The sequence below is a fragment of the Nonomuraea sp. NPDC049646 genome (assembly GCF_044465525.1).
Classification (GTDB): domain Bacteria; phylum Actinomycetota; class Actinomycetes; order Streptosporangiales; family Streptosporangiaceae; genus Nonomuraea.
In genome coordinates, this window is record NZ_JBITLU010000026.1 from 44,927 (window position 1) to 71,256 (window position 26,330).

General features: G+C 75.1%; 29 protein-coding genes. 16 read left to right on the top strand and 13 right to left on the bottom strand.

Going from position 1 to position 26,330, the window contains the following annotated elements; translation table 11 throughout:
* Positions 1-39: 39 nt before the first annotated feature.
* Positions 40-465: a pyridoxamine 5'-phosphate oxidase family protein gene (locus ACIBQ8_RS46700; RefSeq protein ID WP_397178918.1), complete on the bottom strand. Its 426-nt coding sequence runs from the start codon at positions 463-465 to the stop codon at positions 40-42.
* 211 nt (positions 466-676) lie between these two features.
* Here ACIBQ8_RS46700 and ACIBQ8_RS46705 point away from each other — a divergent pair, with 211 nt between their 5' ends.
* The 9 genes from ACIBQ8_RS46705 (at position 677) to ACIBQ8_RS46745 (ending at position 10,288) form a co-directional block, all read left to right on the top strand.
* Positions 677-1,843: a globin domain-containing protein gene (locus ACIBQ8_RS46705; protein ID WP_397195358.1), complete on the top strand. Its 1,167-nt coding sequence runs from the start codon at positions 677-679 to the stop codon at positions 1,841-1,843.
* A 73-nt stretch (positions 1,844-1,916) separates the two neighbouring features.
* Complete coding sequence (locus ACIBQ8_RS46710) at positions 1,917-2,408, top strand: hypothetical protein (RefSeq protein ID WP_397195359.1); 492 nt, start codon at positions 1,917-1,919, stop codon at positions 2,406-2,408.
* Between the two features lie 15 nt (positions 2,409-2,423).
* Complete coding sequence (locus ACIBQ8_RS46715) at positions 2,424-2,981, top strand: hemerythrin domain-containing protein (RefSeq protein WP_397178915.1); 558 nt, start codon at positions 2,424-2,426, stop codon at positions 2,979-2,981.
* Complete coding sequence (locus ACIBQ8_RS46720) at positions 2,974-4,407, top strand: nitronate monooxygenase (RefSeq protein ID WP_397195360.1); 1,434 nt, start codon at positions 2,974-2,976, stop codon at positions 4,405-4,407. The genes ACIBQ8_RS46715 and ACIBQ8_RS46720 overlap by 8 nt, the downstream gene beginning before the upstream one ends.
* Positions 4,404-5,594 carry a TIGR04053 family radical SAM/SPASM domain-containing protein gene (locus tag ACIBQ8_RS46725; protein ID WP_397195361.1) on the top strand — a complete coding sequence of 397 codons (1,191 nt, stop codon included), beginning with the start codon at positions 4,404-4,406 and terminating at the stop codon, positions 5,592-5,594. The genes ACIBQ8_RS46720 and ACIBQ8_RS46725 overlap by 4 nt, the downstream gene beginning before the upstream one ends.
* Positions 5,587-5,958: a hypothetical protein gene (locus ACIBQ8_RS46730; protein WP_364418554.1), complete on the top strand. Its 372-nt coding sequence runs from the start codon at positions 5,587-5,589 to the stop codon at positions 5,956-5,958. The genes ACIBQ8_RS46725 and ACIBQ8_RS46730 overlap by 8 nt, the downstream gene beginning before the upstream one ends.
* The gene (locus tag ACIBQ8_RS46735; RefSeq protein WP_352328625.1) at positions 5,955-6,392 is read left to right on the top strand and encodes a hypothetical protein; all 438 of its coding nucleotides are present in this window, start codon (positions 5,955-5,957) and stop codon (positions 6,390-6,392) included. Before ACIBQ8_RS46730 ends, ACIBQ8_RS46735 begins: the two co-directional genes overlap by 4 nt.
* A gap of 110 nt (positions 6,393-6,502) precedes the next feature.
* Positions 6,503-7,492: an Acg family FMN-binding oxidoreductase gene (locus ACIBQ8_RS46740; protein WP_397195362.1), complete on the top strand. Its 990-nt coding sequence runs from the start codon at positions 6,503-6,505 to the stop codon at positions 7,490-7,492.
* An 87-nt stretch (positions 7,493-7,579) separates the two neighbouring features.
* Positions 7,580-10,288: a multicopper oxidase domain-containing protein gene (locus tag ACIBQ8_RS46745; protein ID WP_397195363.1), complete on the top strand. Its 2,709-nt coding sequence runs from the start codon at positions 7,580-7,582 to the stop codon at positions 10,286-10,288.
* Between the two features lie 89 nt (positions 10,289-10,377).
* Here ACIBQ8_RS46745 and ACIBQ8_RS46750 read toward each other — a convergent pair whose 3' ends face one another.
* The gene (locus ACIBQ8_RS46750) at positions 10,378-10,827 is read right to left on the bottom strand and encodes a hemerythrin domain-containing protein (protein WP_397178910.1); all 450 of its coding nucleotides are present in this window, start codon (positions 10,825-10,827) and stop codon (positions 10,378-10,380) included.
* A 196-nt stretch (positions 10,828-11,023) separates the two neighbouring features.
* On the opposite strand from ACIBQ8_RS46750, the gene ACIBQ8_RS46755 reads away from it, so the two are divergent.
* Positions 11,024-11,812 carry a class I SAM-dependent methyltransferase gene (locus tag ACIBQ8_RS46755; RefSeq protein ID WP_397195364.1) on the top strand — a complete coding sequence of 263 codons (789 nt, stop codon included), beginning with the start codon at positions 11,024-11,026 and terminating at the stop codon, positions 11,810-11,812.
* On the opposite strand, the gene ACIBQ8_RS46760 is transcribed toward ACIBQ8_RS46755, so the two are convergent.
* The gene (locus ACIBQ8_RS46760; protein ID WP_397195365.1) at positions 11,781-12,362 is read right to left on the bottom strand and encodes a hypothetical protein; all 582 of its coding nucleotides are present in this window, start codon (positions 12,360-12,362) and stop codon (positions 11,781-11,783) included. The two genes, ACIBQ8_RS46755 and ACIBQ8_RS46760, sit on opposite strands and share 32 nt — an antisense overlap.
* Positions 12,363-12,500: 138 nt before the next feature.
* Here ACIBQ8_RS46760 and ACIBQ8_RS46765 point away from each other — a divergent pair, with 138 nt between their 5' ends.
* Complete coding sequence (locus ACIBQ8_RS46765; protein WP_352328617.1) at positions 12,501-13,103, top strand: RICIN domain-containing protein; 603 nt, start codon at positions 12,501-12,503, stop codon at positions 13,101-13,103.
* Positions 13,104-13,149: 46 nt separating this feature from the next.
* Here the strand turns inward: ACIBQ8_RS46765 and ACIBQ8_RS46770 are convergent, their stop codons facing one another.
* The gene (locus ACIBQ8_RS46770) at positions 13,150-14,562 is read right to left on the bottom strand and encodes an FAD-binding oxidoreductase (RefSeq protein ID WP_397195366.1); all 1,413 of its coding nucleotides are present in this window, start codon (positions 14,560-14,562) and stop codon (positions 13,150-13,152) included.
* Between the two features lie 95 nt (positions 14,563-14,657).
* On the opposite strand from ACIBQ8_RS46770, the gene ACIBQ8_RS46775 reads away from it, so the two are divergent.
* The gene (locus ACIBQ8_RS46775; protein WP_397195367.1) at positions 14,658-15,137 is read left to right on the top strand and encodes a MarR family winged helix-turn-helix transcriptional regulator; all 480 of its coding nucleotides are present in this window, start codon (positions 14,658-14,660) and stop codon (positions 15,135-15,137) included.
* On the opposite strand, the gene ACIBQ8_RS46780 is transcribed toward ACIBQ8_RS46775, so the two are convergent.
* Positions 15,076-16,497 carry an MDR family MFS transporter gene (locus ACIBQ8_RS46780; protein WP_397178905.1) on the bottom strand — a complete coding sequence of 474 codons (1,422 nt, stop codon included), beginning with the start codon at positions 16,495-16,497 and terminating at the stop codon, positions 15,076-15,078. The two genes, ACIBQ8_RS46775 and ACIBQ8_RS46780, sit on opposite strands and share 62 nt — an antisense overlap.
* Positions 16,498-16,595: 98 nt before the next feature.
* Between ACIBQ8_RS46780 and ACIBQ8_RS46785 the strand changes: the two genes are divergently transcribed.
* The gene (locus ACIBQ8_RS46785; protein ID WP_397195368.1) at positions 16,596-17,240 is read left to right on the top strand and encodes a TetR/AcrR family transcriptional regulator; all 645 of its coding nucleotides are present in this window, start codon (positions 16,596-16,598) and stop codon (positions 17,238-17,240) included.
* Here the strand turns inward: ACIBQ8_RS46785 and ACIBQ8_RS46790 are convergent.
* The 5 genes from ACIBQ8_RS46790 to ACIBQ8_RS46810 form a co-directional block, all read right to left on the bottom strand.
* Positions 17,230-17,820 (bottom strand): LuxR C-terminal-related transcriptional regulator, encoded by a 591-nt coding sequence (locus tag ACIBQ8_RS46790; RefSeq protein WP_397178973.1) that lies wholly within the window; start codon positions 17,818-17,820, stop codon positions 17,230-17,232. The genes ACIBQ8_RS46785 and ACIBQ8_RS46790 overlap by 11 nt on opposite strands.
* Positions 17,821-17,864: 44 nt before the next feature.
* Entirely contained in the window at positions 17,865-19,082 is a 1,218-nt protein-coding gene (locus ACIBQ8_RS46795) for a sensor histidine kinase (RefSeq protein ID WP_397195369.1), read from the bottom strand.
* 77 nt (positions 19,083-19,159) lie between these two features.
* Positions 19,160-20,671, bottom strand: coding sequence for a nitrilase-related carbon-nitrogen hydrolase (locus ACIBQ8_RS46800; RefSeq protein WP_397195370.1), 1,512 nt, complete (start codon positions 20,669-20,671; stop codon positions 19,160-19,162).
* Positions 20,672-20,777: 106 nt separating this feature from the next.
* Positions 20,778-21,392: a TetR/AcrR family transcriptional regulator gene (locus ACIBQ8_RS46805; RefSeq protein WP_397195371.1), complete on the bottom strand. Its 615-nt coding sequence runs from the start codon at positions 21,390-21,392 to the stop codon at positions 20,778-20,780.
* A gap of 43 nt (positions 21,393-21,435) precedes the next feature.
* Positions 21,436-21,930 (bottom strand): DUF6653 family protein, encoded by a 495-nt coding sequence (locus tag ACIBQ8_RS46810; protein WP_397178900.1) that lies wholly within the window; start codon positions 21,928-21,930, stop codon positions 21,436-21,438.
* A 96-nt stretch (positions 21,931-22,026) separates the two neighbouring features.
* Between ACIBQ8_RS46810 and ACIBQ8_RS46815 the strand changes: the two genes are divergently transcribed.
* Positions 22,027-22,872 carry a phosphotransferase gene (locus tag ACIBQ8_RS46815; protein ID WP_397195372.1) on the top strand — a complete coding sequence of 282 codons (846 nt, stop codon included), beginning with the start codon at positions 22,027-22,029 and terminating at the stop codon, positions 22,870-22,872.
* A 15-nt stretch (positions 22,873-22,887) separates the two neighbouring features.
* On the opposite strand, the gene ACIBQ8_RS46820 is transcribed toward ACIBQ8_RS46815, so the two are convergent.
* Complete coding sequence (locus ACIBQ8_RS46820; protein WP_397178898.1) at positions 22,888-23,490, bottom strand: pyridoxamine 5'-phosphate oxidase family protein; 603 nt, start codon at positions 23,488-23,490, stop codon at positions 22,888-22,890.
* A 74-nt stretch (positions 23,491-23,564) separates the two neighbouring features.
* Between ACIBQ8_RS46820 and ACIBQ8_RS46825 the strand changes: the two genes are divergently transcribed.
* Positions 23,565-24,032 (top strand): cupin domain-containing protein, encoded by a 468-nt coding sequence (locus ACIBQ8_RS46825; protein WP_352326554.1) that lies wholly within the window; start codon positions 23,565-23,567, stop codon positions 24,030-24,032.
* A 54-nt stretch (positions 24,033-24,086) separates the two neighbouring features.
* Here ACIBQ8_RS46825 and ACIBQ8_RS46830 read toward each other — a convergent pair whose 3' ends face one another.
* Entirely contained in the window at positions 24,087-24,989 is a 903-nt protein-coding gene (locus ACIBQ8_RS46830; RefSeq protein WP_397195373.1) for a GlxA family transcriptional regulator, read from the bottom strand.
* Positions 24,990-25,002: 13 nt separating this feature from the next.
* Complete coding sequence (locus ACIBQ8_RS46835) at positions 25,003-25,587, bottom strand: cysteine hydrolase family protein (RefSeq protein WP_397178896.1); 585 nt, start codon at positions 25,585-25,587, stop codon at positions 25,003-25,005.
* Positions 25,588-25,787: 200 nt separating this feature from the next.
* Here ACIBQ8_RS46835 and ACIBQ8_RS46840 point away from each other — a divergent pair, with 200 nt between their 5' ends.
* Positions 25,788-26,306 (top strand): hypothetical protein, encoded by a 519-nt coding sequence (locus tag ACIBQ8_RS46840; protein WP_397178895.1) that lies wholly within the window; start codon positions 25,788-25,790, stop codon positions 26,304-26,306.
* Positions 26,307-26,330 lie beyond the last annotated feature (24 nt).

Here is a 26,330-nt window from a genome sequence, read left to right on the forward strand (position 1 = left end):
CCCCTGGACCGGGGGCGGCGCCGGCCGTTCAGGAACCCGTCACACGACGGCCGCGCGGGCGGGGGCGATGCGCCGGCCGGAGATCTGCTCGGCCTCGACCACGATGTAGTGGTCCCGCTCGCCCGGCGCCCACGTCGTCAGCGGCAGCCCGGCCAGGCGGGCCAGCTCGGCGGCGTCGGTCACCTCGCGCGCGTGCCCCACCGCCGTGACCGACCAGCCGGTACGCCGCCCGGCGTCGAAGTCGTCGGCCTCGAAGGCCACCACGGCCCGCCGGGTGGCCGCCGCCAGCTTCGACCCGGTCGCGGTGCGGATCACGATGGACCGCCCGTCGAGACAGAAGTTGACCGGCTGGACGGCGGGCAGGGCACGATCGGTGAACACGATCCGCCCGATGGGCATCGAGGACAGCAGCAGGAAGCACTCCTCCTCGGAGAGCACCTGCAGTCCGGACGAGTCGAGCTGCATGCTCTCCAGGATCCCGCACCCGCCGCCGTCCGCGGCAGGGACGAAAGTCCCATCTTCCCCGCCGACCGGCCCGCGGGCGGCCGGATGTCCCGTCCGGGACCTTCGGCCCTTCAAGTGCGGACGTTCGCCCCGGTCAGCGGCCGGGCCGCGCTCCCTAGCCTGAGAACCGGCCCGCGGTCGCGGGTCTCACCCCTGGGACTGTGGAGGTCACATGTTGTCCGCGGAATCCGCCGCCGTCGTCCGCGCCACGCTGCCCGTCGTGGGCGCCTCGCTCGACGCGATCACCGAGCGGTTCTACGCGACGATGTTCGCCGACCGGCCCGAGCTGCTGGACGGCCTGTTCAACCGCGGCAACCAGGCCAGCGGCGAGCAGCGCAAGGCGCTGGCGGCCTCCGTCGCGGCCTTCGCCACCACCCTCCTGGACCACCCCGACCAGCGGCCCGACCACCTGCTCGCGCGGATCGCGCACAAGCACACCGCGGTCGGCGTCACCGACGACCAGTACGTGATCGTCCACAAGTACCTGTTCGGCGCGATCGCCGAGGTGCTCGGCGAGGCCGTCACCCCGCAGGTCGCCGCCGCCTGGGACGAGGTCTACTGGCTGATGGCCGGCGCCCTGATCGCCATGGAGGCCCGCCTCTACGCCGAGGCCGGCGCCGTCGAGGGCCGCACGTGGCGGCGCTGGCGGGTGGCCGGCCGCCGCGAGGAGACGCCCGACGTCGCCTCCTTCCTGCTCACCCCGCTCGGCGAGGAGCCCCCGCCGCCCGCCCGCCCCGGCCAGTACGTCAGCGTCCAGGTCGAGATGCCCGACGGCGTGCGCCAGCTCCGCCAGTACACGCTGTCCAACGCCGGCGACGGCCTGCGCCGGATCACCGTCAAGCGCGTGGACGGCGACCCCGCCGGCGAGGTGTCCACCCTGCTGCACGCCACCGTGCGCCAGGGCGACGAGCTCACCCTGTCGGCGCCCTTCGGCGACGTCACCCTGGACGACTCCGAGGCGCCGCTGGTGCTGGTGAGCGCCGGCATCGGCGGCACCCCCATGGTGGCCATGCTCGACCACCTCGCCGCCACCGGCTCCCGCCGCCGCGTCCTGACCCTGCACGCCGACCGCTCGCCCGACCGGCACGCGCTGCGCGAGGACATGACCCGCCTGGCCCCCGACCACGTCTTCTGGTACGAGCGCGGCGCCCAGGCCCCAGACCGCGACGGCCTGATGGACCTCGGCGGCGTGCCGATCCCGAAGGGCGCGGTCGCCTACCTGTGCGGGCCGCTGCCGTTCATGCGCGAGGCGCGCGCCGCGCTGCTCAAGGCCGGCGTGGCGGCCCGCGACGTGCACTACGAGGTCTTCGGGCCCGACCTGTGGCTCGCCGCCGGCTGACCGCCCGCCCCGGCGGCCCGCCCGCCGGACCACCCGCCGGTCCACCGGCGATCCACGTGACCAGGAGGATGAGATGAGCGTTGTCCGAGGCGCGGCGAGGGCGCTTCTGGGCGCCGCCGGCGCCGCGATGGCGGCCGCCGGTCCCGTCATGGCCGCCCGAGGCGTCCAGGCGCGCGGCGAGATCCGCGACGAGCTGCGCCGGCAGGCCATCAGCTTCCCCGGCAAGGGGCTGCCCGCCGGGCTCGCCGCCCACCAGGGCCGCGCCGTCCTGACCGGCCCGCAGGCCAGGGCCTACGCCCAGGTGATCGGCCGCAACGTGCTGACCGCCACCGGCGGCCGGACGTACGCGCAGGTCAGCGCCGAGCTGTTCGCGGCGGGCGGCGCGGACGCCGAGCTGGAGAGCCTGCGGCAGACCGCCTTCACCGGCCAGATGCTGCGCGCCTCCCTGCTCAACGCCTACCAGGCCTGGCAGCTCGGCAACCTGGCCATCGGCCTGGGCGGGCTGCTGACGCTCACCGGCGCCGCCCTGCTGACCTGCGGCGCCACCCTCGCCGCCGACGCGTGACGGGGGACGGGAACCATGCGACCGGCGACGTCCGGAACGACCCAGCTGGAGGACTGTGTGCTGTCCATCGGCCATCACTTCACCGAGACCTTCCACGCCGAGCACCGCGAGGTCAGGGACCTGCTGCTGGCGCTGATCGACGCCTTCGGCGCCGGCGACGCGGCGCGGGCCGGGAAGCTGGTGGCGGCCCTGTCGGCGGCCGTCGGGCCGCACTTCCGCTACGAGGAGGAGGCCATGTACCCGGGGCTGACGTCCGTCCTCGGCGCGCACTACGTGGACAAGCTGCTCAGCGACCACGACGACACGATCCGCAACATCCGCGAGCTGGCCGAGCTGGCCGACCTGGCCGCGATCGACGGCCTGGGCGAGATCGACGAGAACCAGGCCGCCTGGGGCATCGCCCTGGCACGGGAGATCCTGCCGCACGTCAGCGACTGCGACGGCCTGTCGCTCATGGTCGAGACGCTGCCCGAGGACGACGTCGTGCACATCCTGGCCACCCGCGAGGTGGCCAGGGAGATCAACGCCGACGTGCTCACCTGGGCCGGCACGCTGCGGGCGCGGCGTGTCTGAGGCCGGGCTCCCCGTCCTGATCCAGGGCGGCATGGGCGTCGCGGTGTCCGGATGGCGGCTGGCGCGCGCGGTCGCCCGTACCGGGCAGCTCGGCGTGGTGTCGGGCACCGCCCTGGACGTCGCCCTGGCCCGCCGCCTCCAGCGCGGCGACCCCGGCGGCGACCTGCGCCGGGCGCTGGCCTGCTTCCCGATCCCCGAGATCGCCGAACGGGTGCTCGGACGCTGGTTCGTGCCCGGCGGGATCGCGCCCGGCACGCCGTACCGGCCGGTGCCCCGGCTCGGGCTGCGGCCCAGCCGGGCCCGCGACGAGCTGACCGTGGTCGCCAACTTCGCCGAGGTCTTCCTGGCCAAGCAGGGCCACGACGGGCCGGTCGGCGTCAACTACCTGGAGAAGATCCAGCTCGCCACGCCCGCCGCCGCCTACGGCGCGATGCTGGCCGGCGTGGACTACGTGCTGATGGGCGCCGGCATCCCGGCGGAGATCCCGGCGCTGCTCGACGCCTTCTCCGCGCACCGCCCGGCCGAGCTCACCGTCGCCGTGGCCGAGGCCGGCGACGCCCGCCACACGGTCGGCCTCGACCCGGCCGCCCTGTGGCCCGCGCACCGGCCCGCCCCGGCCGAGCCGCTGCGGCGTCCCAAGCTGCTGGCGATCGTCTCCTCGCACGTGCTGGCCGCCTACCTGGCCCGCTCGCCGGTGACCAGGCCCGACGGGTTCGTCCTGGAGACGCCGGTGGCCGGCGGGCACAGCGCGCCGCCGCGCGGCCGGCTGGTGCTCGACGAGCGCGGCGAACCCGTCTACGGGCCGCGCGACGAGGCCGACACCGCCAAGGTCGCCGCGATCGGCCTGCCGTTCTGGCTGGCCGGCGGCTACGCCACCCCCGGCGGCGCGGCCGGCGCGCGGGCCACCGGAGCCGCCGGCATCCAGGTCGGGACGGCGTTCGCGCTGTGCCGGGAGTCGGGCCTGGACGACGGCCTGCGGCGGCGCATGCTGAGCCGGGCCCGCCGGGGCGCGCTGGAGGTGCGCAACGACCCGCGCGCCTCGCCCACCGGCTTCCCGTTCAAGGTCGCGAGCCTGCCCGGCACCCTGTCGGAGCCCGGGGTGTTCGACCGGCGTCCCCGGCTGTGCGACCTGGGCTACCTGCGCACCCCGTACGTCAGGCCCGGCGGCGCGATCGGCTACCGCTGCCCCGCCGAACCCGTGGACGCCTACGTCCGCAAGGGCCGGCCCGCCGAGGAGGCCGAGGGCCGCCAGTGCCTGTGCAACGGGCTGACCGCCGCCATCGGCCTGGGCCAGCACCGCGCCGACGGCTACCACGAGCCCGCCCTGCTCACCCTGGGCCAGGACCTCGGCTTCCTGGACGGCCTGCCCGACGACCACTCGGCCGCCGACGTCGTGGACCACCTCCTGCGAGGAGCACCCGCATGACCGCACCACCCGGCGGGCGGCCGCTGCGCCGCGTCCGGCGCGACGTCGCCGCGAGCCCGTTCATCGTGATCTGGGAGGCCACCCGCGCCTGCCCGCTGGCCTGCCTGCACTGCCGCGCCGAAGCCGTGCCCGACCGGCACCCGGAGGAGCTGACCACCGAGGAGGCGTGCCGGCTCATCGGCCAGGTGGCGGACTTCGGCACGCCCCCGCCGCTGTTCGTGATCACCGGCGGCGACCCGTTCGAGCGGCCCGACCTGCTCGACCTGGTCCGCCACGCCCGCGCCCGCGGCCTGGCCCCGGCCGTGTCCCCGTCGGCCACCCCCGCCCTCGGCCCGGCGAACCTCGCCCGGCTGCGCGAGGCCGGGGCCGCCGCCGTCTCGCTCAGCCTCGACGGCGCGACCGCGCCCGTCCACGACGCCTTCCGCGGCTACGACGGCGTGTTCGCCCGCACCCTGCGCGCCTGGCGGGCGGCCCGCGCGGCCGGGCTCAAGGTGCAGATCAACACCACCGTGACCCGCCACAACCTGGCGAGCCTGCCGGACATCGCCGCCCTGGTCCGCCAGGAGGGCGCGCTGCTGTGGAGCGTGTTCTTCCTCGTGCCCACCGGCCGGGGCCGCGACCTGGCCGCCCTGACCCCGCACGAGACCGAGGACGTGCTGCACTTCCTGCACGACGTCGGCACCGCGATCCCGGTCAAGACCACCGAGGCCCACCACTTCCGGCGGGTCGCCGTGCAGCGGCTCGTCCTGGCCGGGCAGGGCGTGGACCACGCCGGGGCGCTGCGGCTCGGCCCGCTCTACCGCACCCTGCGGCGACGCGCCGAGCAGGCCGGGCTGATCGAGGAGCGGCGCGGCCGCCGCCCGCCCGTCGACGTCAACGCCGGACGCGGGTTCGTCTTCGTCTCCCACACCGGGACCGCGCACCCCTCGGGCTTCCTCCCGCTGGACGCCGGGAACGTGCGCGACCGGCCCCTGACCGGGATCTACCGCTCCTCGCCGCTGTTCACCGCGCTGCGCGACCCCGATCGGCTGACCGGCCGGTGCGGCGCGTGCGAGTTCCGCACGATCTGCGGCGGCTCCCGGTCACGCGCCTACGCTTGCTCGGGAGACGTCCTCGGCGAGGAGCCGTGGTGCGCCTACGAGCCCGGCAGCTTCCCCTACCAGAAGGAACTGGCCGCCCATGTATGAGCGAAGAAGGCCCGGCGGGCTGGCCGCGCCCTACGACACGATGCTGGCCGCCTACGCCGCCGCGCTGGCCGGCTCGCCGCTGGCCGCCTCCAGCAAGGCCAGCTACCTGCGCCGCGTCGGCCGCTACCTGACCTGGGTCGCCGCCGCCGCCGACCGCGGCCTGCTGGCGGGCGAGCCGCTGGCCGACACGACCGTGGCCGTCCGCACCGCCCACGCCTACCACGGCGAGCTGGACGGCCGCTACGCCACCAGCACGATCAACAGCACCCTGGCCGCGCTGGAGGACTTCTACGCCCGCCTCCACCTCGGCGCGACCGGCATCCCGCGCCGGACGGCGCCCGGCGACCGGGCGGGCGCGCGATGACCTGGTGGTCGGTGGTGCGCTTCCTGCATGTGCTGGGGGCCGCGCTGTGGGTCGGCGGCCAGCTCGCCGTCTCCCTCGTCCTGCTGCCGCTGGCCCGCCGCCTGCTGGACGACGAGCGCCGCGCCCTGGTGCTCGGCGCCGTCGGCCGCCGCTTCGGGCTGCTCACCGCCGCCCTGTTCCTGCCCCTCCAGCTCGCCACCGGCGTGGCCATCGCCTGGCACAAGGGCGTCACCTGGGCCTCGCTCGCCGAACCCGGCTACGGCCGCGTCCTGGCCGCCAAACTCCTGCTGTTCTGCGCCGTCATGGCCGCCGCCGCCCTGCACGGCTGGGCCGCCGCCCGCGCCCGCCCCCGCCTGGCCCGGACGATGGCCGTCAGTGCCCTGGTGGGGTCGATCGGCGTCGTGCTGCTGGCCGCCGCGCTGCCCGCCACCTGATCATGGCCGATCGGAGGCGCGGAAAGGGACTTTCGTCCCTGACGGGAGCACCGCCGGCCGCGCCATCGTGGAGACATGCCCGCAGCAACCGTCGTGCCGGGAGCCCCGCGATGACCGGCGTCGCCCGCTCCTGGGACGGACCCTTCGCCTCACATGCCGGCGTGCGCCGGATCGTCGCCTCCGCCGTCGCGGCGCCCTCGGTGCACAACACCCAGCCCTGGCGCTTCCGCCGCCTCGACGACACCACCATGGAGCTGTACGCCGACCTCGACCGGCTGCTCGCCGTCACCGACCCCCTGGGGCGCGGGCTCGGCATCAGCTGCGGGGCCGCGCTGTTCAACCTGCGGCTGGCGGTCCGGATGACCGGGCACGACCCCGTCGTCCTGCCGCTGCCCGACCCGGGCGGCCGGCCCGAGCTGCTGGCGACCGTACGGGCGACTCCCGGCGGGCCGCCCACCCCCGACGAGCGGCTGCTGCACGACATGATCCCGCACCGGCGCACCAACCGCTTCCCCTTCGAGCGCCGCCCGCTGCCCAGGGACGTCCTGCTCGACCTGGTCAACGCCGCCCACGACGAGGACGCCACGCTGCTCCTCGTCAAGGGCGGGACGGCCAGGCGGGTGCTGGACATGGTCGCCCTGGCCGACGACACGCTGACCGCCGACGCCGCCTACCGGGCCGAGCTGGCCCGCTGGACCCGGCCCGAAGGCGGCTCCGACGGCGTCCCCGCCCACGCCTTCGGCCCGCGCCCGCGCTCCGGCGAACTGCCCATGCGCGGCTTCGGCGGCGGCCAGGTCGCCGACTTCGAGCCGGAGCCGCAGCTCGTCGCCCTGTTCACCCGGGGCGACGGCCCGCACGACTGGCTGCGCGCCGGGCAGGCCCTGCAACGCGTCCTGCTGACCGCCACCGCGCACGGCGTGGCGGCCTCGATGTTCAGCCAGCCGCTCGACCTGCGCCCGCCGCAGCACCGCGGCGACCGGCCCGGTCCGTTCGGGCACGTGCAGATGCTGATCAGGCTGGGGTACGGGCCGCCGGTCCCGCGCGTCCCCCGGCGCCCGGTGTACGAGGTCCTCGACCGGACGGGGGCCCGGCGTGCCTGAACGTCCCGGCCCCCGACCCGCCGGCCCCCGATCCACCCGCCCGCGATCCGCCGGCCCTCGCCCGCCACAGACAGGAAGGTGCCCGGGATGCCGGTCGACATCCGTATAGAGAGCGGCCGGCCGATCGGCCTGCCGCCGCCGCCGAAGCGGGCCCGCGCGTCCTGGCACCTGCGGGCCAACGCGATCGTCGTCGCCTGGCTGGCGCTGACCGTCGTGGCCGCGACGGCGGGCGACGTGCTCCCGGCGCCGTCGTGGCTGCTGATCCACGTGTTCCTGCTGGGCGCGGTCAGCACGGCCGTGCTCATCTGGAGCGAGCACTTCACGGTGGCGCTGCTGCGCGTCCGCGGCCCGTCCGAGCGGGGGAGCCTGACCCGGCTGGCCCTGCTCAACACGGCCACGGTCGCGGTGCTCGCCGGGGTGGCGTACGGGCCGTGGCACCTGGCGGCGGCGGGCGCGGCGCTGCTGGCGGGCGTGGCGCTGTGGCACGCGGCCGTCCTGGTCCGGCTCGTCCGCGGCGCGCTGCCCGGCCGGTTCGGCCACGTCATCGGCTGGTACGTCACCGCCGCCTGCGCGCTCGCCGCCGGCGGCACCCTCGGCGGGCTGATGGCCGCCCAGACCGTCCAGGGCGCGCTGCACGAGCGCATGAGCGCCGCCCACTCCCAGGTGAACGTCTTCGGCTGGATCGGGCTCACCGTCCTCGGCACCCTGTTCACCCTGTGGCCGACGGTCCTGCGCACCCGCATGTCGGACCGTACCCGCCGTGCCTCGCGCGCGGGCCTGTGGCTGGCCGCGCCGGGACTGGCGGTGGCCGTCACCGGGCTGCTGGCGGACTGGCGGTGGGTGGCGCTCGCGGGGCTGGCGGCGTACGCGGCGGGCGGGCTGGCGGCGCTCGTCCCCCTGGGCGACGCGCTGCGGCGCAGGAGGCCGCACACCGGCGCGGCGTGGATGCTGGGCGCGGCGATCGTCTGGTTCGAGGTGGCGCTGGCCGCCGATCTGGTGGTGGTGGCCACCAGGCCGGCCCACCAGGTCGCCGCCGCGCTGGCCCCGCTGCTGCCGCTGGTGCTGGCCGGGTTCGTGGCGCAGGTGCTGCTCGGGTCGCTGCTGCACCTGCTGCCCGCGGTGCTGGGCGGCGGTCCGGCCCGGTTCAAGGAGAACGCGGCGCTGCTGGAGCGCGGCTGGCCGGCGCGGCTGGCGGCGCTCAACGCGGGGGTGCCGCTGCTGGTCCTGCCGGTGCCGCGGCCGGTCGCGCTGCTGGGATGGGCCTTGGTGCTGGCCGCCGCGCTGGCCTTCGTCGCCCTGGCGGCCACCGCCCTGACCCGCCCCCGCCCACCCGCCGCCTCCCCGCCCGCTGCCTCCCGGGCTGCCGTTTCCAGGCCCGCCGTCTCCTCGCCCGCCGTCTCCCCGTCCGTCGCCTCCTCGGCTGCCGGGGGCGAGGGCGGGCCGGGGTGGCGGCGGGCGTTGCCTGCCGTCGCCGGGGTGGTCGCCGGGTGCCTGGTGACGGCCGCCGCGGTCGTCGTCGCCACGTCCGGCGGGTCGGGACCGGCGGCGGTGACCGCGACCGGCTCCCGCACGGTCGAGGTGACGCTGTCCGGGATGCGCATCCGCCCCGCCGTGATCGAGGCCCCCGTGGGGACCGTGCTGACGTTGCGCGTCACCAACGCCGACGCCCAGCGGCACGACCTGCGCCTGGCGACCGGCGAACGCACCCCGACGCTGGCCCCCGGCCAGAGCGCGACCCTGCGCCTGGCGCCGCTGGGCGGCCCGGTGGACGGCTGGTGCACGGTCGCCGGGCACCGCGCCGCGGGCATGACCATGCGCCTGACCCCGACCGGCGCCTCGGCGGCGTCCCGCCCCCAGGAGGCCACCGGCCACGCCGGGCACACGTCGGCCGAAGCCGCCCCCGCCATGCACGGCCCGCTCGACCTGGCGGCGCCCATGTCGTCCGGCTGGCGACCCCACGACGCGACGCTCAGGCCCGCGCCCGGCGGCACCGAGCACCACGTCGAGATCCGCGCCGACGACCGGCTCGTCCAGGAGGTCGCGCCCGGGGTGCGCCAGCGCGTCTGGACGTTCAACGGCGCCATGCCCGGCCCGGTGCTGCGCGGCAAGGTCGGGGACGTGTTCGTCGTGACCTTCGTCAACGCCGCCACCATGGGCCACGGCATCGACTTCCACGCCGGCGCCACCGCCCCGGACGGGCCGATGCGCACGATCCAGCCGGGCGAGCGGCTGACCTACCGCTTCCGCGCCGACTACGCCGGGGCCTGGCTCTACCACTGCTCGACCATGCCGATGACCCAGCACATCGCCAACGGCATGTACGGCGCCGTCGTCATCGACCCGCCGGACCTGCCCAAGGCCGACCGCGAGTACCTGCTGGTCCAGGGCGAGCTGTATCTCGGCGAGCCGGGCGGCCCGGCGCAGGTCGCCAAGATCCGGCAGGGCGCCCCGGACGGCTGGATGTTCAACGGCACCGCCGCCGGCTACGACCACGCCCCGCTGGCGGCCACGGCGGGGGAGCGGGTCCGCATCTGGGCGGTGGCCGCCGGTCCCAGCTCGGGCACGTCGCTGCACGTGGTGGGCGCGCCGTTCGACACGGTCTACAAGGAGGGCGCCTACCGGCTGCGCACCGGCGACGCGGGCGGCGCGCAGGCGCTCGACCTGGCCCCGGCGCAGGGCGGCTTCGCCGAGCTGGTCTTCCCGGAGGCGGGCACGTACCCGATCGTGGACCACACGATGCGGCAGGCGGAGGCGGGCGCGCACGGCCTGTTCAAGGTCGGCGCCCCGCAGGACTGACCCGCCGCCGCCAGTACGCGTGAGCCCGGCCGGCGACGGTGAGCAGCCGACCGTGAGCAGCCGACGGTGAGCAGGTGACGGCGAGCCGGTCAGCCGGTCGTCGCCGGGGACTGGCCGGGCGTGATGCGGTCCCAGGCGGCCAGCGGCAGCATGATGACGGCCGCCGGGAACAGGCCGTGCTCCTCGTGGTCGATGTGCCGGTGGAGGCGGTCGACGGCGTCCAGCACGGCGGGCCAGTCGGGCGCGGCCGGGTCGATCGCGCCGAGGACGCCGTGGATGTCGGCGTGCTCGGCGCACAGCCGCTCCACCTCCTCGGCCAGCGACCCCTCGGCGCGCAGCTCGGCGAACAGCCCGCTCTCCTCGGTGTCGGTGTGCGGGACGAGCCGGGCCATCAGGTCCGCCAGCAGCCTCACGGCGTCACCGTGGCGCAGCTCCCCGACGGCGCGGCGCAGCGCCCCCGCGCACTCCTGGATGTCCCAGTGCTCCTGGGACAGGCGGCCGATCAGTGGGAACTCCCGGCAGCCGCAGTAATTGCACATGGTCACGTCCTCACAGCAGGGTCGCTTCGACGGCGGCCGGGGCGCGCGCACGCGCGTGCCGCTCCCCGGGCCGCCCCTCGCCTCCACCCTTCCCGGCGGGACGACGCGCCGGTCAGGGCCGAAAGTCCCCGATCGCCCCGCCCTCCGTCGGAAAACCACATGACGGACGCCCGCGCCCTCGGGGACGATCCCGGTCATGGAGTACGGCGAACTGGTCGCGCGGGCGTCGGCGGCGGCGATCGAGGGCTGGGACTTCACCGCCCTTCGCGGCCGGGTCGTCGAGGAGCCGCCGCCCTGGAGCTACGAGCGCCTGCTGCGGGACCGGCTGTGCGGCGCGGCCTCGCTGCTGGACATGGGAACCGGCGGCGGCGAGTTCCTGGCCGGGCTGGCCCCGCTGCCGCCGCGCACCGCCGCCACGGAGGGCCACCCGCCCAACCTGCCGATCGCCCGCCGCCGCCTGGAGCCGCTCGGGGTCGAGGTGGCCGCGATCCGGGAGGACGAGGTGCTGCCGTTCCCCGCCGGCGCGTTCACCGTGGTGGCGAACCGGCACGAGTCCTACGACCCGCGCGAGGTCCGCCGCGTGCTGGCCGCCGACGGGGTCTTCGTCACCCAGCAGGTGGGCGGCCGCGACCTCGAAGAGGTCAACCGGGCCCTGGGCGCGCCGCCGCCCGCCTATCGCGGCTGGGACCTCGCCCGTGCCGCCGCGGGGCTGGCCGAGGCCGGGCTCACCGTGACGTGGAGCGCGCGGGCGCGGCTGCGGACGACGTTCCACGACGTCGGGGCGCTCGTGCTGTTCCTGCGGATGGTGCCGTGGCAGGTGCCCGACTTCGACGCCGTCCGGTACGGCCGCCGCCTGCGCGCCCTGCACGAGCGGATGGCGGGCGGCCGGCCGCTGACCGCCCGCGCCCATCGCTTCGCCCTGCTGGCCCGCCCTTCCCGGCCAGGGCCTGCGGTCAGCTGCTCCACGCCTCGTGGACGGTGGTGATGGCCGAGGAGACGGGCCGGCCGCCGGGCCAGGTGACGGCCGGCCGGCCCGGCACGGGGACGCCGTCCACGGTGATCGAGGCGTGCTCGCAGGGGATGATCTGCATCGACAGCCCGTGGCTGACGCCCAGCAGCGGGAAGTCGGCCATCGAGAACGGCCTGGCGTCCAGCGGCCCGGTGATGCTGACCGCCAGGCCGGCCGCGTCGGCGTGCGTGCCCGTGGCGGGGTCCACGCGCAGGTCCACGGCGGCCCGCTCCACCCGCGCGGCGGGCCAGGACGGCAGCGCCGTGGCCTCGTCGAAGTGCCGGACGAAGTGCTCCTCGATCCACGTCCCGAGCTCCGGGTCGTCGCTCACGACGCGCAGCCGGCCGGGCGTCCACACCACCATCGCCGCGCCGGCGCCGTGGGTGGACCAGTCGACCTGCCACAGGGAGGCGTACCCGGTGGGGACGTCGCCGTCGTAGAGGGTGACGTACGGGTTGGCGCCGGCGAGCAGCGGCCGGCGGGTCACGTAGGCGCTCGTCGGCGCGCCCTCACTGGTGCTGAGCATGAGCCGATCATGGACGCTCCCACCCCTCGATGGCCAGCCCGCCGCCGCGTCCGGCCCACTTGAGTAGGGCGGTACTCATGCCCTCCCGCCGCCGCGGGCGCACCCTGCAAGGGACGGAACAGCGGAAAGGAGCATACGGTGCGCAAGGGCGTACATCTTCGACGGATCGGCCGCCGGGGGCTGCTGGCCGTGATCATGGTCGTGTCGGTCGCCGTGCCCCTGTGGTCGGCGGCGGCTCCGGCCTCCGGGGCCGTGGCGGCCCGCGAGCGCACGCTCGCCGAGCCCTGGTCCTATTTGTTCGAGATCCGCAGGCGCTTCCCCGCGCCGGAGAAATGCGTGGACGTCGACAACGGCTACACCTTCGACGGCGCGAACGTGAAGCAGTGGGAGTGCGTGAACGTCCCGCAGCAGCACTGGCAGTTCCAGCGGGTGGCCCCCGGGAGCGAGTGGTTCTTCCTGCGCGCCCAGCACAGCGGCAAGTGCCTGGACGTCGACAACGGCTACACCTTCGACGGCGCGAACGTCAAGCAGTGGGAGTGCGTGAACGTCCCGCAGCAGATGTGGCGCTGGAAGTACGCCTACACCGACGCGTGGTGGAACACCTTCTACTTCCTGGAGAACCAGAAGAGCGGCAAGTGCCTCGACGTCGACCACGGCTGGACGCACAACGGCGCCAACATCCAGCAGTGGACCTGCGACGAGTACGCGGGCCAGCAGTTGTGGTACTTCCGCCAGGTGTGACCGGGCCGGACGGCGCCGGCCCGGACCGCTCCGGGCCGGCGCCGCCTCACGGCGCGGCCGGGGCGATGTTGTGGTTGACGCGGAACAGCCGGTCCGGGTCGTACCGGGCCTTGAGCGCGGACAGCCGCCGGTGGTCCGCCTCGGACCAGGCCCGCCTGACCCGGTCCGGGGTCACGTCGTGGTCGAACAGGAAGCCCGGCAGCATGGCGCCGGTGTCCCAGCGCCGCAGCCGGTCCAGCACCTCGTCGGCGGCCGCGCGCGCCGCCTCGGCCCGTCCGGGCGGGGCCGGCAGCCGCATCCACAGCAGGAAGGCCGCGCCCCGGGTGCCGGCGGCGTGCGGGCGGGCGGGTGGCCGGTCCAGCGCCCCGCCCAGGTGGCGGAGCTGGATGCCGGGGAACGGGCCCTCCGTCCGGGCCGGGTCGATGAATGAGGCCAGCTCCGCGGCGGCGTCGTCGTCCAGCTCGCGCAGCAGCGCGCTGCGCAGGTGCGCCGAGACCGGGTGGCGGGGGTCCTGGTAGATCTCGGTGATCCGGCTGTACGGCATGGCCGCGCAGGTGTCCTTCTCCGGGCCGAGCGCGCGCAACGGCCGCACCAGGCGGGCGCCCTGCTCCTCGTCCCCGACGTACACCGTCCGGACCTGCACCATCGAGCGGCCGCGGAACTCCGGCGGCAACTGCGGCGCGTCGGGGAAGCGCACCAGCGTCACGGAGGACGACATCTCCTCCGGCTGCTCCCTCGCCCAGGCCAGGTAGGAGCGCAGGACGTGGGCGGTGTGCCCGGGATCCTCGCCCGGGTAGTACAGCTCGCCGCCGTGGACCGTGCGCAGCGGCAGCAGCTCGATCTCGGCCGCGACGACGACGCCGAAGTTGCCCTTGCCGCCGCGTACCGCCCAGAACAGATCCGGCTCCGCGCCGGGCGAGACGGTCCGCAGCCGGCCGTCGGCGGTGACGACGTCGAGCGAGCGGACGCGGTCGGCGGCGAACCCGTACGTGCGGGCGGCCAGCGGGAGCCCGCCGCCGGTCAGGAAGCCCATCACCCCGACCTCGGCCGACGATCCGCACAGCGGCGCGAGCCCGTGGGGGGCCGCGGCGGCGACCACCTCGCCCCAGCGCAGGCCCGCGCCGATCCGCGCGGTGCGGGCGTCCGGGTCCACGGTCATCTCGCGCAGCCCGCCGGTGGCGATGAGGACGGCTCCGTCGGCGGGCAGCGACTTGCCGTGCCCGGTCGACTGCACGGCCACCGCACGTCCCGTCCGGGCCGCGTAGGTGACGGCGGCGGCCACGTCGCCTGCGTCGGCGGCGACCACGACCACCGCGGGCCGGTGCTCGACCGTCAGCAGCCAGCCGGAGCAGGCGTCCGCGAAGCCGTCGTCGCCCGGCAGGAGCGTGCGGCCCCGGATCAGCGCGGCCAGGGCCGCCACGTCGTGCGTCGGGCCGGGGCTGACATCGGTGTCGGACATGGTGCACCTCACTAAATAGTTGGTCGGACCAACGTTGGTTCGGCCAACAATACAGCCAATCGTGGGTGGCGCCAACGAGTTGTTAGATTGCCTCTGTGAACACCCCAGAGGGCGGGCTGCCGGAGCGGCTGCGCGCGCTGCCGAGCAGGCTGGCCAACCACGCGGCGCTGACCGCCAACCGGATCGTGGACCAGGCGTTCGCCCAGGCCCAGGTCCGGCGCTACCACTACGCGCTGCTCGCCGCGCTGGAGGAGTACGGCCCGGCGAGCCAGGCGGAGCTCGGCCGGCGTACCGGCATCGACCGCAGCGACATGGTGGCGACCGTCAACGACCTGGCCGGGCGCGCGCTCGTCGAACGCGCGCCCGACCCGGGGGACCGCCGCCGCAACATCGTCACCATCACGGCGGAGGGCCGCCGCCGGCTGGCCGAGCTCGACCGGCTGCTGGCCCGCGCCCAGGACGAGTTCCTCGCCCCGCTGCCCCTCGCCGACCGCGAGCGCCTGGTCGACCTGCTCACCCGCCTGGCCGACCATCACGGCGGGCCGAGCGGAGGAACGCCACCGGAACCAGGGTGACCAGGCACAGTCCGAAGGCCCACCAGAAGGCGGTGCCGTAGGCGTGCGCCGGGCCGTCGCCCCGGCGCAGCCCGCTGTCCAGGACGGTCGTGAGGATGGCGGTGCCCAGCGCGCCGCCGAGCCGGTTGACGACGTTCAGCGCGCCGGCCGCGCCCGGCGTCTGCCGCCTGTCGACCGAGGCGTACGCCGCGGCCATGGTGGGCGCGGAGACGCCGCCGATACCCAGGCCGTACAGGACCAGGCAGAGGGTCAGCAGCCAGGTGTCCGGACGGGCGGGGGCCTGGGTGAAGGCGAGCAGCCCGGCCAGCGAGAGCACGAGCCCGCCGGTCACGACGGCACGCGGGCCGTGGCGGTCGGCCAGCCGCCCCGCGGCGAACGAGCCCACGGCGGCCCCGAGCGCCTGCGGGGTGAGCAGGAGGCCCGTCGAGAGCGTGCCGGCGTGCCGGTCGTGCTGGAAGAACAGCGGCAGCAGGATCATGGAGCTGTAGAGCGAGGCCCCGAGCAGGAACAGCGCCACGCAGGCCGCGGTGAACCCGCCCCTGGCGAACAGGCGTACGTCGATCAGCGGCTGGCGGCGGGTGCGCAGCGCGTGCACCAGGTAGCCGGCGACCAGCGCCAGCCCCGCGCCGACCAGCACGGACGGCGTCCACGCCCCCTGGCCTCCGCCCGCCGTCGTCAGCCCGTAGACCACCGCCGCCAGGCCGGGGGAGAGCAGTGCCAGGCCCAGGAGGTCGAGCCTGGGCGCGGGCCCGTCCTCGTCGTTCTCGTCCCGGGCCAGGACGCGGGCGGCCACCGGCAGGACGAGCAGGCAGACGGGCAGGTTGAGGTAGAAGATCCAGCGCCAGTCGAGCTGCTGGACGACCAGGCCGCCCACGATCGGCCCGAGCACCGGGGCGAACATGACGGGGATCGTCAGCACGCTCATGGCCCGGCCGATCCGGGACGGCCCGGCCGCCTGGGCCAGGATCGTCTGGCCGACGGGGTTCATCAGCCCGCCGCCCACGGCCTGCACGAGCCGGAACGCGATGAGGGCCGGCAGCGACCAGGCCAGGCCGCACAGGGCCGAGCCGGCGGTGAAGACCGCCACGGCGGCCATCCACGTGCGCCTGGCCCCGAACCGCCGGCTCAGCCAGCCCGACAGGGGCATGACCACCGCGATCGCGAGCAGGTAGCCGGCCGCCACCCACTGCACGTCGGTCAGCGACGTGCGGAAGTGCGCCGCCATCGCGCCGGCCGCGATGCCCACGGCGGTGGCGTCGATGGTGGCCAGGATCGGGGCCGCGATCAGGACGATCCCCATGCGCAGCAGATGCGGATCGAGCCGGTCGCGCGCGGCCCCGGCGGCGGAGGTGCTGGTCATCGAACACCCTTAGGATCGATTGACTAGGACGATTCCAAACACTAGGTCCGACCTAATCGTTAGGTCAAACCTAATGACTGTATGGAAGGGCAGAGCGCGTGACCGAACGATCCAAGGGCTTGCGGGAGCGCCAGAAACACCAGACCCGGCAGCTCATCTCCGACGTCGCGACCGGCCTGTTCCTGGAACGCGGCTACGACGACGTCACCATCGCCGACGTCGCCGCCGCCGCCGGCGTGGCCAAGATGACCGTCACCAACCACTTCCCGCTGAAGGAGGACCTCATCCTCGACCGGCACGAGGAGGTGGTCGGCGGCCTGGCCAGGGCCGTGTCCGGGCGGCAGCCCGGCGAGTCGGCCCTGGAGGCCGCCCAGCGCGACTACGACGAACGGCTGCGCCGCCGCGACGGCGCGATCCCCGACGCGGGCGCCGACTGGCAGCGGATGGTACGCGAGACGCCCGTGCTGCGGGCCCGCCTGCGCCAGCTCCACGACCAGGCCGAGGCCAGGCTCGCCGCCGTCCTGGCCGAGGAGACCGGCGACGGCGGCCTCACGCCCCGCCTGGTCGCCGCCGCGCTCGCCGGGGTGGAGCGGCTGCTGTTCGACGAGGCCCAGCGCCGGGTCCTGGCGGGGGAGGAGTCCGAGCAGATCTTCGCGGCCCTCGCCCGCACCGCCCGGCAGGCGTACGACCTGCTGCGCCCCGCCATCGGCGACTACGCCCGCCGCGCCTCGGTCAGCGGTTGAGATAGGCCAGGACGGCCAGCACCCGGCGGTTGTCGTCCTCGGACTCGGGCAGCTGGAGCTTGCCGAAGATGCCCGCGATGTGCTTGTTGACCGCGCTGGCGGAGATCACGAGCTGGTGCGCGATCGCCGCGTTGGACCGCCCGGCGGCGATCAGGCTCAGCACCTCCCGCTCGCGCGGGCTCAGCTCGCCGGTGCGGCCACGCGCGTCGCCGCGGGTCAGCAGCTTGGCGATGACCTGCGCGTCCATCGCCGTGCCGCCCCGGCTCACCGAGGTGACCGCGTCGATGAACTGCGCGGTGTTGGCCACCCTGTCCTTCAGCAGGTAGCCGACCGCCCCGGCGCCGTCGGCCAGCAGCTCGCGGGCGTAGAGCTGCTCCACGTACTGCGACAGCACCAGCACCGGGAAGCCGGGCCGGTCGCGGCGCGCCTGGATCGCGGCCTGCAGACCCTCGTCGGTGAACGACGGCGGCAGTCGCACGTCGACGACCGCCACGTCCGGCCGCTCCTCGGCCAGCGCCTTGCGCAGCGACGGCCCGTTGTCGACGGCGGCCACGACCGTGAAGCCGTGCTCGGTCAGCATGCGGACCAGCGCGTCCCGGATGAGGAACAGGTCCTCGGCGACGACTACTCGGACCTGATCGCGCACGGCACCTCCAGATGCACCCGGGTGGGCCCGCCGGGCGGGCTGTCGACGGCGATCGTCCCGTCGAAGACGGCCAGCCGGGTCTGGATGCCGCGCAGCCCGGTGCCGTCGGCCGGATCGACGCCGCCGCCGCCGTCGTCCACGACGTCGCAGCTGAGTATCCCGTGCCGGTGGCGCAGCGTGATCTGGACGGTCGCCGCCCCGGCGTGCTTGCTGGTGTTGGCGAGCAGCTCGTTGACCGCGAAGTAGACGGCCGACTCCACCGGCGGCGCGGGCCGTCCGGCCAGGTCGGTGGTGACCTCGACGTCGAGCAGGCAGTCCAGGGCCAGGGCCCGGATCGCGTCGGCCAGGCCGCGGTCGGCCAGGACCGGCGGATGCACGCCGCGTACCAGGTCGCGCAGCTCGTCCAGGGCCTTGGAGGAGGACTCGCGGGCCGTGGACAGCAGGGCGCGGGCCGCCTCCGGGTCCTCGTCGAACAGCCGCTCGGCGTGGCCCAGCCCCATGCCCAGGGCGACCAGCCGGGCCTGCGCGCCGTCGTGCAGGTCGCGCTCGATCCTGCGCAGCTCGGCGGCCTGGGCGTCGACGCTGCCGGCGCGCGTCTCGACCAGCGTCTCGACCCGCTGCTCCAGCGCGGCCGTGCGCGAGGGCCCGAGCAGCGCGCCGCCCCACCGGGCGCGCAGGCGCAGCAGCGGGGGGCCGATGTACAGGCCGAGCGCGATCAGCGCCAGCCCGACCGGGATCGCCGCCAGCGCGGCGGCCGTCGAGGTGACGTGGATGACGCCGTAGGCGTTCGCGCCCCCGGCCCGCAGGTTGGCCCGCCACACGAACGGCTGCACCGCCACGCCGTACAGGCCGTAGAGCGGCATGCCGAGCGCCAGCGCGGACGCCCACGTGCCCATGAGCGGGTCGAGGACGCCCCACAGCACGTCCCGCCAGGTCGCCGGGTCCTTCAGCAGCGCGGACGCGTCCGTCCCGGGCCCGTAGGGACGCTCGACGCGCACGCCGAGCCGGCCCGCCAGCCGCCGGGCCGCGTCGGCGACCGCGCGTTGCAGCGACACCGCCCGCCGGAACGCCCCCCGGCCCACGCCGGCCGCCGCCGGGACCGCGCTGATCACGACCAGGACGGCCGCGAGCACGCCCGCCACCGACAGCCCGATCATCGCCAGCGCGCGCAGCGGCGTCGCGAGTCTCGCCCGCACTCCTCGTCTCCCCGTCATCCGGGTCCTCCCGTTCCGCGCCCGTGGCATCATCGCACCTTCCTCCGGAAATCCCATGGTCAGCCCCGGTACGCGGCCCGCCGGAGCGCGGCGAGCCCGGTCAGCCCCGCCAGGGCGGCGGCGCACAGCCCGGCGAACAGGTCGCCGACCAGGCCGTACAGCGTCCAGACGCCGCGGGTCGGGACGGAGACGACCATGCTCTGCTGCGCCGTGCCGAAGTAGTTCGCCCTGGCCAGAGGGGTGCCGTAGGCGTCGACGGTGATCGCCAGGCCGTTACTGGCCGGCCGGACGAGGCTGTAGCCGTTCTCCACCGCCCGGAACACCGCGTTCGCCGCGTGCGTGCGCTCGATGCCCTTCCAGTCGTTGGCCGGCACGAACATCACGTCGGCGCGGGTGCGCAGCGTGGCGGGGAAGTCGGCGTCGAAGCAGACGACGTGGGCCAGCCGCCCGTACGGCGTGCCGGTCACCGGCACGACCCCGTCGCCCGGCCGCAGGCTCTCCATGCCGGGCACCGGATGCGCCTTGTCGAAGACCGACGCCACCCGCCCCTCGGGGGTCACCAGCACGGCCAGGTCGCGGGAGCGCGGCTCCCCGTCGAGGACGACGGCCACCCCCATGTCGAGATAGACGCCCTTCTCCCTGGCCAGGTCCTGGGCCCTGCGCAGGAAGCCGGGGTAGTCCTCGCCGAGCACGACCGCGGCGGTCTCGGCCCAGGCCACGACCCGGGCGCCGCCGTCGGCCTCGATCCGGGTGCGGGCGAACAGGTCGTCGTCGATCACCGCGAACGCCCTGCGCAGCGTCGGCTTCTGCGCGGGCAGGACCCGCGGGGTGTGGACGTCGTCGATCTCCCGCATGCGCTGCTCGGCGGCCAGGGAGGCGCTGATCCCGGCGACGCGTACCAGCTCCGGCGCGGCCGGGGCGGTCGCCAGCCGCAGGCCGCCGCCGAGCAGCGCCGAGACCAGCACCGCGACGTACGTCAGCGTGACGCCCCGGATCGACGGCCAGGCCATCCGGCGTTCCAGCGCGAGGTTGACGACCGGCGCGGCCCAGGCCATCAGGAAGCTGATCCCGTAGACGCCGGTGACGGACGCCGTCTGGAGCAGCGGCAGGTTCGCCGACTGCGTCGCGGCCAGCGGCCCGAAGATCGTGCCCAGCGGGGTGAGCGTGGCGATCAGGAACTCGGCCGTCACCCGGGCGGCCGGGAAGACCAGCGTGCCGGTGAGCGGGCCGAGCCGCCGGACGAGCAGCCGGTCGGCCAGCAGCGGCAGGCTCAGGACCAGGCCGAGCAGCAGGCAGCCGAGCAGGATCGGCAGGACGGTGAGCCGGCCCGCCGCCGCGACGAAGACCACCGTCGTCGCGGCGGCCGACAGGCCGACGGCCGCGAGCCCGGCCGGCACGCCCGAGCTGCGGGTGAAGCGCATGAGGCCGACGGAGAACAGCCATCCGGCCAGCGGGATCGACCATTCGCTGTTCGTGCCGAACAGCCCGAGCACGATCCCCGCCGCCAGCCAGGCGTGTCTTCGCCGGCCGCCGGCCAGGTGGGGGATTGCCGTGGTTGCGGTGTTTGCCATGCTCAGCAGCCTCGCCGATCGCGCGGCGGCCGCCATTGCGGCTGACACTCGACTCCCCCTGCAGTTTTCTGCACCCCCGCGAGCTCACCCCAGGGCGGTCACGACGTCATCCGCCGGGACGGGCCAGCCCCGAGGCGACGACGTCGATGAGCAGGTCGATGATCCTGGGGTGCAGGGCCGGGTCGCCGAGCCGCTCGGCGAACATCGGCACCAGCAGCACGCACTGCAGCACGCCGATGATGACGGCGGGCTCGGCGTCGACCAGCTCGCCCGCGGCCCGGCGGGCGGTGACGTACTCGGTGAGGGCGGCGGCCGGGCTGCCGGACATCGCGGCGACCCGTTCGGGGTCGAGCTTGCGGGCCACCGCCTGCATCTCCTCCGGATGGGTCATCAGGCGGCGCCACAGGGGGTTGACCGACAGCTCCTCGACGGTGGCGTGCAGGAAGCGGCGCAGCGCCTCGCGCGGGTCGTCGGCGCTCATCAGCGCGCCGTCGATGACCCGGCGCCGCACCTCGCCGGTCTGGCGCAGCATCAGCTCCAGGTACAGCGCCTCCTTGGAGTCGAAGAAGACGTAGAAGCTGCTCTTGGCCACCCCCGTGGGGGCCATCAGCTCCTCCAGGGAGGTCTTGCGCAGGCCCTGGCCGGTGAACAGCTTCTCGCCGTTCGCCAGCAACAGGGCGGTGATGCGGGCCTTCTCCTCTGCGGTGAACGCGGGCGGCATCGGGGACAACCTTCCTGCAAACGATCGTGCCGATCGAATGTTGTCACGAACCCGCGGCGGCGGCGCGGCGCAGGCCCTCCTCGTAGATGGCCACGAACCGGTCGATCTGCCACAGCTGGGAGACGATGATGAGCGTCAGGCCGAAGAGGGACGGCCACGGCTCGACCCGGACGAGCCCGTACACCATGACGCCCAGGCCGGCGGCGGCCATGGCGAGCAGCCGGCGGATCGTCCGGCGGTGCGCCGCGGCGGCCGGGGAGTGGTCGGCGGCGTACAGCTTCTCGCCGTAGATGCCCTTCGACGCCCAGCTGCGCGGCTCGTGGACCGGCCGGAACGCGTGGGGGTTGAGCCACATCCAGATCACGCCCGCCGCGATCGGGGCCAGGGACCACCAGCCGAGCGCGTCGCGGAAGTAGATCGGCAGCAGGATGGGGGCCAGCCCGGCCATCCGGGTCCACACGCTCCACGGGTTGGCGTGCCGCTTCCATGCCTCGTCGTCGAGCCCGAACGTGGCCGCAGCGGCCTGGGTGAGCTTCATCGTCGCTCCTTGAGGGGGAACCGCCGGGACCTCCCCGGCGCTCTGCATCCATAAAACCAGATCAGAGTTTTGTTTTCTATGGCCGGGCTCCCGTAGGTGATAGAAAACGATCATGACTCGGACCTTCCTGCGCCCCGACGACGTCCGCGACCTGGTCGCCGAGCAGTTCGGCGCCGACCGGCGGCCCGCCGCGCTCGACCGGCTGACCGGCGGCAGCAAGAAGGGCGTCTACCGGCTCCGGCTGGACGACGCCACCAGCGTGATCCTCTACGTCTGGGCGGCCGGCACCTCGGCGCGGCCAGCGCCCTGGTCGAGGACGCGGGCGCCACCACGCTGGAGGCCCTGATGGAAGGCGACCCGGCCGCCGCCGCCCGGCCGCTGGCCGCGCTCGGCGACGCCCTGCGCCGCATGCACGCCACCCCCGGCCCGTCCTACGGCAAGCTCGCCCACCTGGCCGACGGCCGGGCCCGGCCCTCCCGGCCCGCCGAGGACGTCGTCCTGGACCGCGCGCTCGCCCACCTCGCCGCCGTCGCCGCCCGCGACGCCAGGATGGGCGAGGCGCACGACCGGATCGCCGCCCACGTACGCCGCCTGCGCGAGGCGGTCGCCCCCCGCGAACGGTACGTGCTCGTGCACGGCGAGCTCGGGCCGGACCACGTGCTCGTCACGCCCGCGGGCGAACCCGTCCTGATCGACTTGGAGGGCCTGACCTACTTCGACGCCGAGTGGGAGCACGCCTGGCTGCGCATGCGCTTCGAGGACGCCTACCCCGCGCTGCGCCCGATCGCCCTCGACCCCCACCGGCTGGAGCTCTACCGGTACGCCCAGGTGCTCTCGCTGATCGAGGGCCCGCTGCGCATCGCCGGGACCGACTTCCCCGGCCGGCGCTGGATGCTGGAGCTGGCCGAGTGGAACATCGCCAAGGCCCTCGCCGTCCTGTGACGGCGGCCCGTCCGGTCAGCCCTCGCGGGGGAGCGGGGGGAGTGGGGGCAGCGGGAGCGGCAGCCCGGGAAGGCCGTCGATGCTGGTCGCCACGTGCTCCTTCTTGTGGAAGTAGGCGTCGAGCGACTCGTCGTCCTCGCGGGCGAAGCGGGAGCCGTGCAGCGGGCGGTCGGCGTCGTAGGTCATGAAGGGGACGGCGTACCCGCAGGTGTCGCGGATGAGCCGCGCGGTCACGACGATGATCGCGCGCAGGCCGTGCGGGGCCGGGTCGATGTCCGGGAAGTGCCGCAGCAGCCCGGCCCAGCGGGGGTCGTCGCGGAAGACGGGCTCGCCGTGGCCGTGCACGCGCACGATGTTCGGCGGGCCGTCGAAGGCGCACCACATCAGCGTGACGCGGCCGTTCTCGCGCAGGTGGGCGATGGTCTCGGCGTTGCTGCCGGCGAAGTCGAGGTAGGCCACGGTGTGGTCGTCCAGGACGGCGAACGAGCCCTTCAGGCCCTTGGGCGAGAGGTTGACCGTGCCGTCGCCGGCCAAGGGGGCGGTCGCCGTGAAGAAGATGGGTTGTGACTCGATGAACGCGCGCAACCGGCCGTCGATCCGGTCGTAGGTCTTTCCCATGATCCGGATTATCCTCTTTCGCCGTTTCGTGTGGAGGTGAGGGCGTCGTTCCCGCGGGTGGCAGAATGCCGGGCATGATCGCGAACGAGAGCCCGGAACCGCGTCCCCTGCTCCGGCGTCCCGCCGAGGGCGAGCTCATCGACGTCGCCGGGGTCCGGCACTTCTTCCGGCTGACCGGGGAGCACACCGGGGACCGGTTCGCGTTCGAGGAGTTCACGCTGGACCCCGGCGTCGTCGGGGCGCGCCCGCACGTCCACCAGGGCCACGACGAGTACTTCTACGTCCTCGACGGCGAGCTGACCCTGCACGACGGCGACGGCGAGGTGACAGCCGGGCCGGGCCACCTGCTGGCGGCGACGCGCGGCACCCCGCACGGGTTCAGGAACGCCGGCGACGGCGTCGTGCGCGCGCTGTGCCTCTACACGCCCGCGGGTTACGAGGGGTACTTCCGCGAGGTGCACGCGGCCGTCGCCGCGGGCGCGCAGGTCACCGACGAACTGCTGGCCGAGTTCCGCTCCCGCTACCGCACCGCCTCGCTCTGACCCGCAGCTCTCACCCGCCGCCCTGTCCCGCAGCCTGATCTGTCGCGCCCACTCTCAGGAGGCGGTGGCGCGGGTGCGCAACCGGCGCAGCATCCGGGCGTCGGCGAAGCCCACCTCGCGCGCGGCGACCTCGGCGGTCGCGCCGCGGCCGAGCAGGTGTTCGGCCCGCTCCAGCCGCAGCGCGGTCTGGTAGGCCAGCGGGGTGAGCCCGGTGGCCCGCCGGAACAGCCGGGTCACCGTGCGCTCGCTGCATCCCGCGGCCCCGGCCAGCAGGCTCAACGGCAGCCGCTCGGTGAACCGGGTCTCGATCAGGTCCTGGATGCGGTGGACCGTATCGTCCACGTGCGAACGCCGTCGCAGCAGCGGGCTGACCTGCTCCGCGGTGCCGTCGCGGTGGGCGTGCACGAGCATCGCGCGGGCCACCTGCCCCGCCGCGTACGGCCCGTGCCGGGTGGTCACCAGGTGCAGCGCCACGTCGATGCCGCTGGCCACGCCCGCCGAGGTGACGACCCGGTCGTCCTCGACGTACAGCGCGTCCCTGACGACGCCGGCCCGCGGGTAGAGGCGGGCCAGCTCGTCCTGGACGCTGTGGTGGGTCGTGCACCGGCGGCCGTCGAGCAGCCCGGCCCGGCCCAGCGCGTCGGCCCCCGCGCACACGCTGGCCACCGTGCCGCCGGACGCGTGGTGCTCGCGCAGCCGGCGCAACGTCTCGCCGCCCGCCGGCCGGGCCGGCCCCCGCCAGCCCGGCACGACGATCAGGTCGTCGGGCGTCAGGGACGGCCACGAGGTGCGGGCGTGCAGCGTCAGCCCCTGCACGCTGGCCACCTCGCGCTCCTCGGCGACGTAGTCGATGGTGTACGGCCGGCCGAGGTCGGCGGCGGTGGAGAACACCTGGGCGGGCCCGGCCACGTCGAGCAGGTGCACCCGCGGGATGAGCAGGAAGACGACTCGGGACATGACCGGCGCCTCCTCAGTTCCCGGTGAGCTCGTCCACGGTCCTGATCGTGGCGAAACGACCCGACAGAGCGTATTCGGTACGGGCGAGGATCTCGTCCACGCCGAGCGTGCGCGGGTCGTGCACGAGCTCGTCGAAGGGGACGTCGTCGGGCGCGTCGCGGTGGGGGACCGGCGTGGTGGCGGTGGCGTCGATGGCGAAGTCGACCTCGAAGCCCAGGTCGGAGGCGAGGCGCGTGGTGGTCTCGCAGCACTGCTCGGTCCGGATGCCGCAGACGGTCAGCCGCCTGACGCCGCGCCGGGTGAGGAACTGGTGGAGGTTGGTGGTGGTGAAGGCGTTGTGCGCCGACTTGGTGAGGATCGGCTCGTCCGGAAGGGGTTCCAGGCCGTCCATCAGCTGGACGAACCCCCGGGCCGGATCGAAGACCGTGCCCGAGCCGGGCCGCGACCCGAGCACCCACACGACCGCGTCCCCGGCCTGCCTGGCGGCCGCGGCCAGCCGGTTGACCTGCGGGACGATGTCCGGCCTGGACGTGTGCCGCCAGTCGGGAAGCTGCAGGAAGGAGTTCTGGACGTCGATGACGACGAGGGCGCTGAGCATGCCACCCAGGCTGGCCGGACGAGGGGCCCCGGCGGAAGGCACGACCTGGTCAGCGTGTGGACCGATCCAGTCGGCGACCCGCCGCCGGGCCGATATCCCCCCAGCGTGACACCGTAATCCGCGGGCCCTCGCAAGGGCCGGTGCCGCCTGCCACCATGGAGTCGCCAGCTGATCCGGACGATCTCTGGAGGGGGCGTGTCATGAAGTGGTGGGAGGGCGACGACGGGCGCCACGAAGGCTGGGATGCCGCCGTCTTCCCGGACGGCCGGGTCTCCACCGGCCCGGCCGACGGCGGGGCGAGGGTGCACCCGATCGGCTCCGACGGCCGCATCGGCTACGGCCGCGGCGACGTCGTGGACGGCCGCACCGCGATCGGCTGGCGCGGCCACTGCGCCTGCGGATGGCAGGGGCCGCTGTGGGAACGCGTGGCCCAGACCCGCCACGACTTCGCGGCCCGGCGCATCTACGCGCTGAGCGAATGCCTGCTGTCCGGCGCCGCCCCCGACGACGTGGCCGTCGCGATCCGCGCGGAGTGGGAGACCCACCTCGACCCGCCGAGCCTGGTCGCCGTCCGCCAGGCCGCCGAGGCCGTGCGCCGGGCCCAGGGCCACCTGGACGCCGCCGTGCGCGCGGCCCGCAAGGACGGCCGCTCCTGGACCCGGATCGGCGAGTCCGCCGGCGTCCGCCGTCAGTACGCCCAGGAACGCTGGGGCCCCTGACCCGCCCGGCTCGCGGGGCCGGGG

Bases quoted from the DNA above. Each gene is read 5' to 3' on its own strand.
- ACIBQ8_RS46700 (WP_397178918.1), bottom strand. From the start codon at position 465: ATGCAGCTCGACTCGTCCGGACTGCAGGTGCTCTCCGAGGAGGAGTGC.
- ACIBQ8_RS46705 (WP_397195358.1), top strand. From the start codon at position 677: ATGTTGTCCGCGGAATCCGCCGCCGTCGTCCGCGCCACGCTGCCCGTC.
- ACIBQ8_RS46710 (WP_397195359.1), top strand. From the start codon at position 1,917: ATGAGCGTTGTCCGAGGCGCGGCGAGGGCGCTTCTGGGCGCCGCCGGC.
- ACIBQ8_RS46715 (WP_397178915.1), top strand. From the start codon at position 2,424: ATGCGACCGGCGACGTCCGGAACGACCCAGCTGGAGGACTGTGTGCTG.
- ACIBQ8_RS46725 (WP_397195361.1), top strand. From the start codon at position 4,404: ATGACCGCACCACCCGGCGGGCGGCCGCTGCGCCGCGTCCGGCGCGAC.
- ACIBQ8_RS46730 (WP_364418554.1), top strand. From the start codon at position 5,587: ATGTATGAGCGAAGAAGGCCCGGCGGGCTGGCCGCGCCCTACGACACG.
- ACIBQ8_RS46735 (WP_352328625.1), top strand. From the start codon at position 5,955: ATGACCTGGTGGTCGGTGGTGCGCTTCCTGCATGTGCTGGGGGCCGCG.
- ACIBQ8_RS46740 (WP_397195362.1), top strand. From the start codon at position 6,503: ATGACCGGCGTCGCCCGCTCCTGGGACGGACCCTTCGCCTCACATGCC.
- ACIBQ8_RS46745 (WP_397195363.1), top strand. From the start codon at position 7,580: ATGCCGGTCGACATCCGTATAGAGAGCGGCCGGCCGATCGGCCTGCCG.
- ACIBQ8_RS46750 (WP_397178910.1), bottom strand. From the start codon at position 10,827: ATGTGCAATTACTGCGGCTGCCGGGAGTTCCCACTGATCGGCCGCCTG.
- ACIBQ8_RS46755 (WP_397195364.1), top strand. From the start codon at position 11,024: ATGGAGTACGGCGAACTGGTCGCGCGGGCGTCGGCGGCGGCGATCGAG.
- ACIBQ8_RS46760 (WP_397195365.1), bottom strand. From the start codon at position 12,362: ATGCTCAGCACCAGTGAGGGCGCGCCGACGAGCGCCTACGTGACCCGC.
- ACIBQ8_RS46770 (WP_397195366.1), bottom strand. From the start codon at position 14,562: ATGTCCGACACCGATGTCAGCCCCGGCCCGACGCACGACGTGGCGGCC.
- ACIBQ8_RS46780 (WP_397178905.1), bottom strand. From the start codon at position 16,497: ATGACCAGCACCTCCGCCGCCGGGGCCGCGCGCGACCGGCTCGATCCG.
- ACIBQ8_RS46790 (WP_397178973.1), bottom strand. From the start codon at position 17,820: ATGCTGACCGAGCACGGCTTCACGGTCGTGGCCGCCGTCGACAACGGG.
- ACIBQ8_RS46800 (WP_397195370.1), bottom strand. From the start codon at position 20,671: ATGGCAAACACCGCAACCACGGCAATCCCCCACCTGGCCGGCGGCCGG.
- ACIBQ8_RS46805 (WP_397195371.1), bottom strand. From the start codon at position 21,392: ATGCCGCCCGCGTTCACCGCAGAGGAGAAGGCCCGCATCACCGCCCTG.
- ACIBQ8_RS46810 (WP_397178900.1), bottom strand. From the start codon at position 21,930: ATGAAGCTCACCCAGGCCGCTGCGGCCACGTTCGGGCTCGACGACGAG.
- ACIBQ8_RS46820 (WP_397178898.1), bottom strand. From the start codon at position 23,490: ATGGGAAAGACCTACGACCGGATCGACGGCCGGTTGCGCGCGTTCATC.
- ACIBQ8_RS46825 (WP_352326554.1), top strand. From the start codon at position 23,565: ATGATCGCGAACGAGAGCCCGGAACCGCGTCCCCTGCTCCGGCGTCCC.
- ACIBQ8_RS46830 (WP_397195373.1), bottom strand. From the start codon at position 24,989: ATGTCCCGAGTCGTCTTCCTGCTCATCCCGCGGGTGCACCTGCTCGAC.
- ACIBQ8_RS46835 (WP_397178896.1), bottom strand. From the start codon at position 25,587: ATGCTCAGCGCCCTCGTCGTCATCGACGTCCAGAACTCCTTCCTGCAG.
- ACIBQ8_RS46840 (WP_397178895.1), top strand. From the start codon at position 25,788: ATGAAGTGGTGGGAGGGCGACGACGGGCGCCACGAAGGCTGGGATGCC.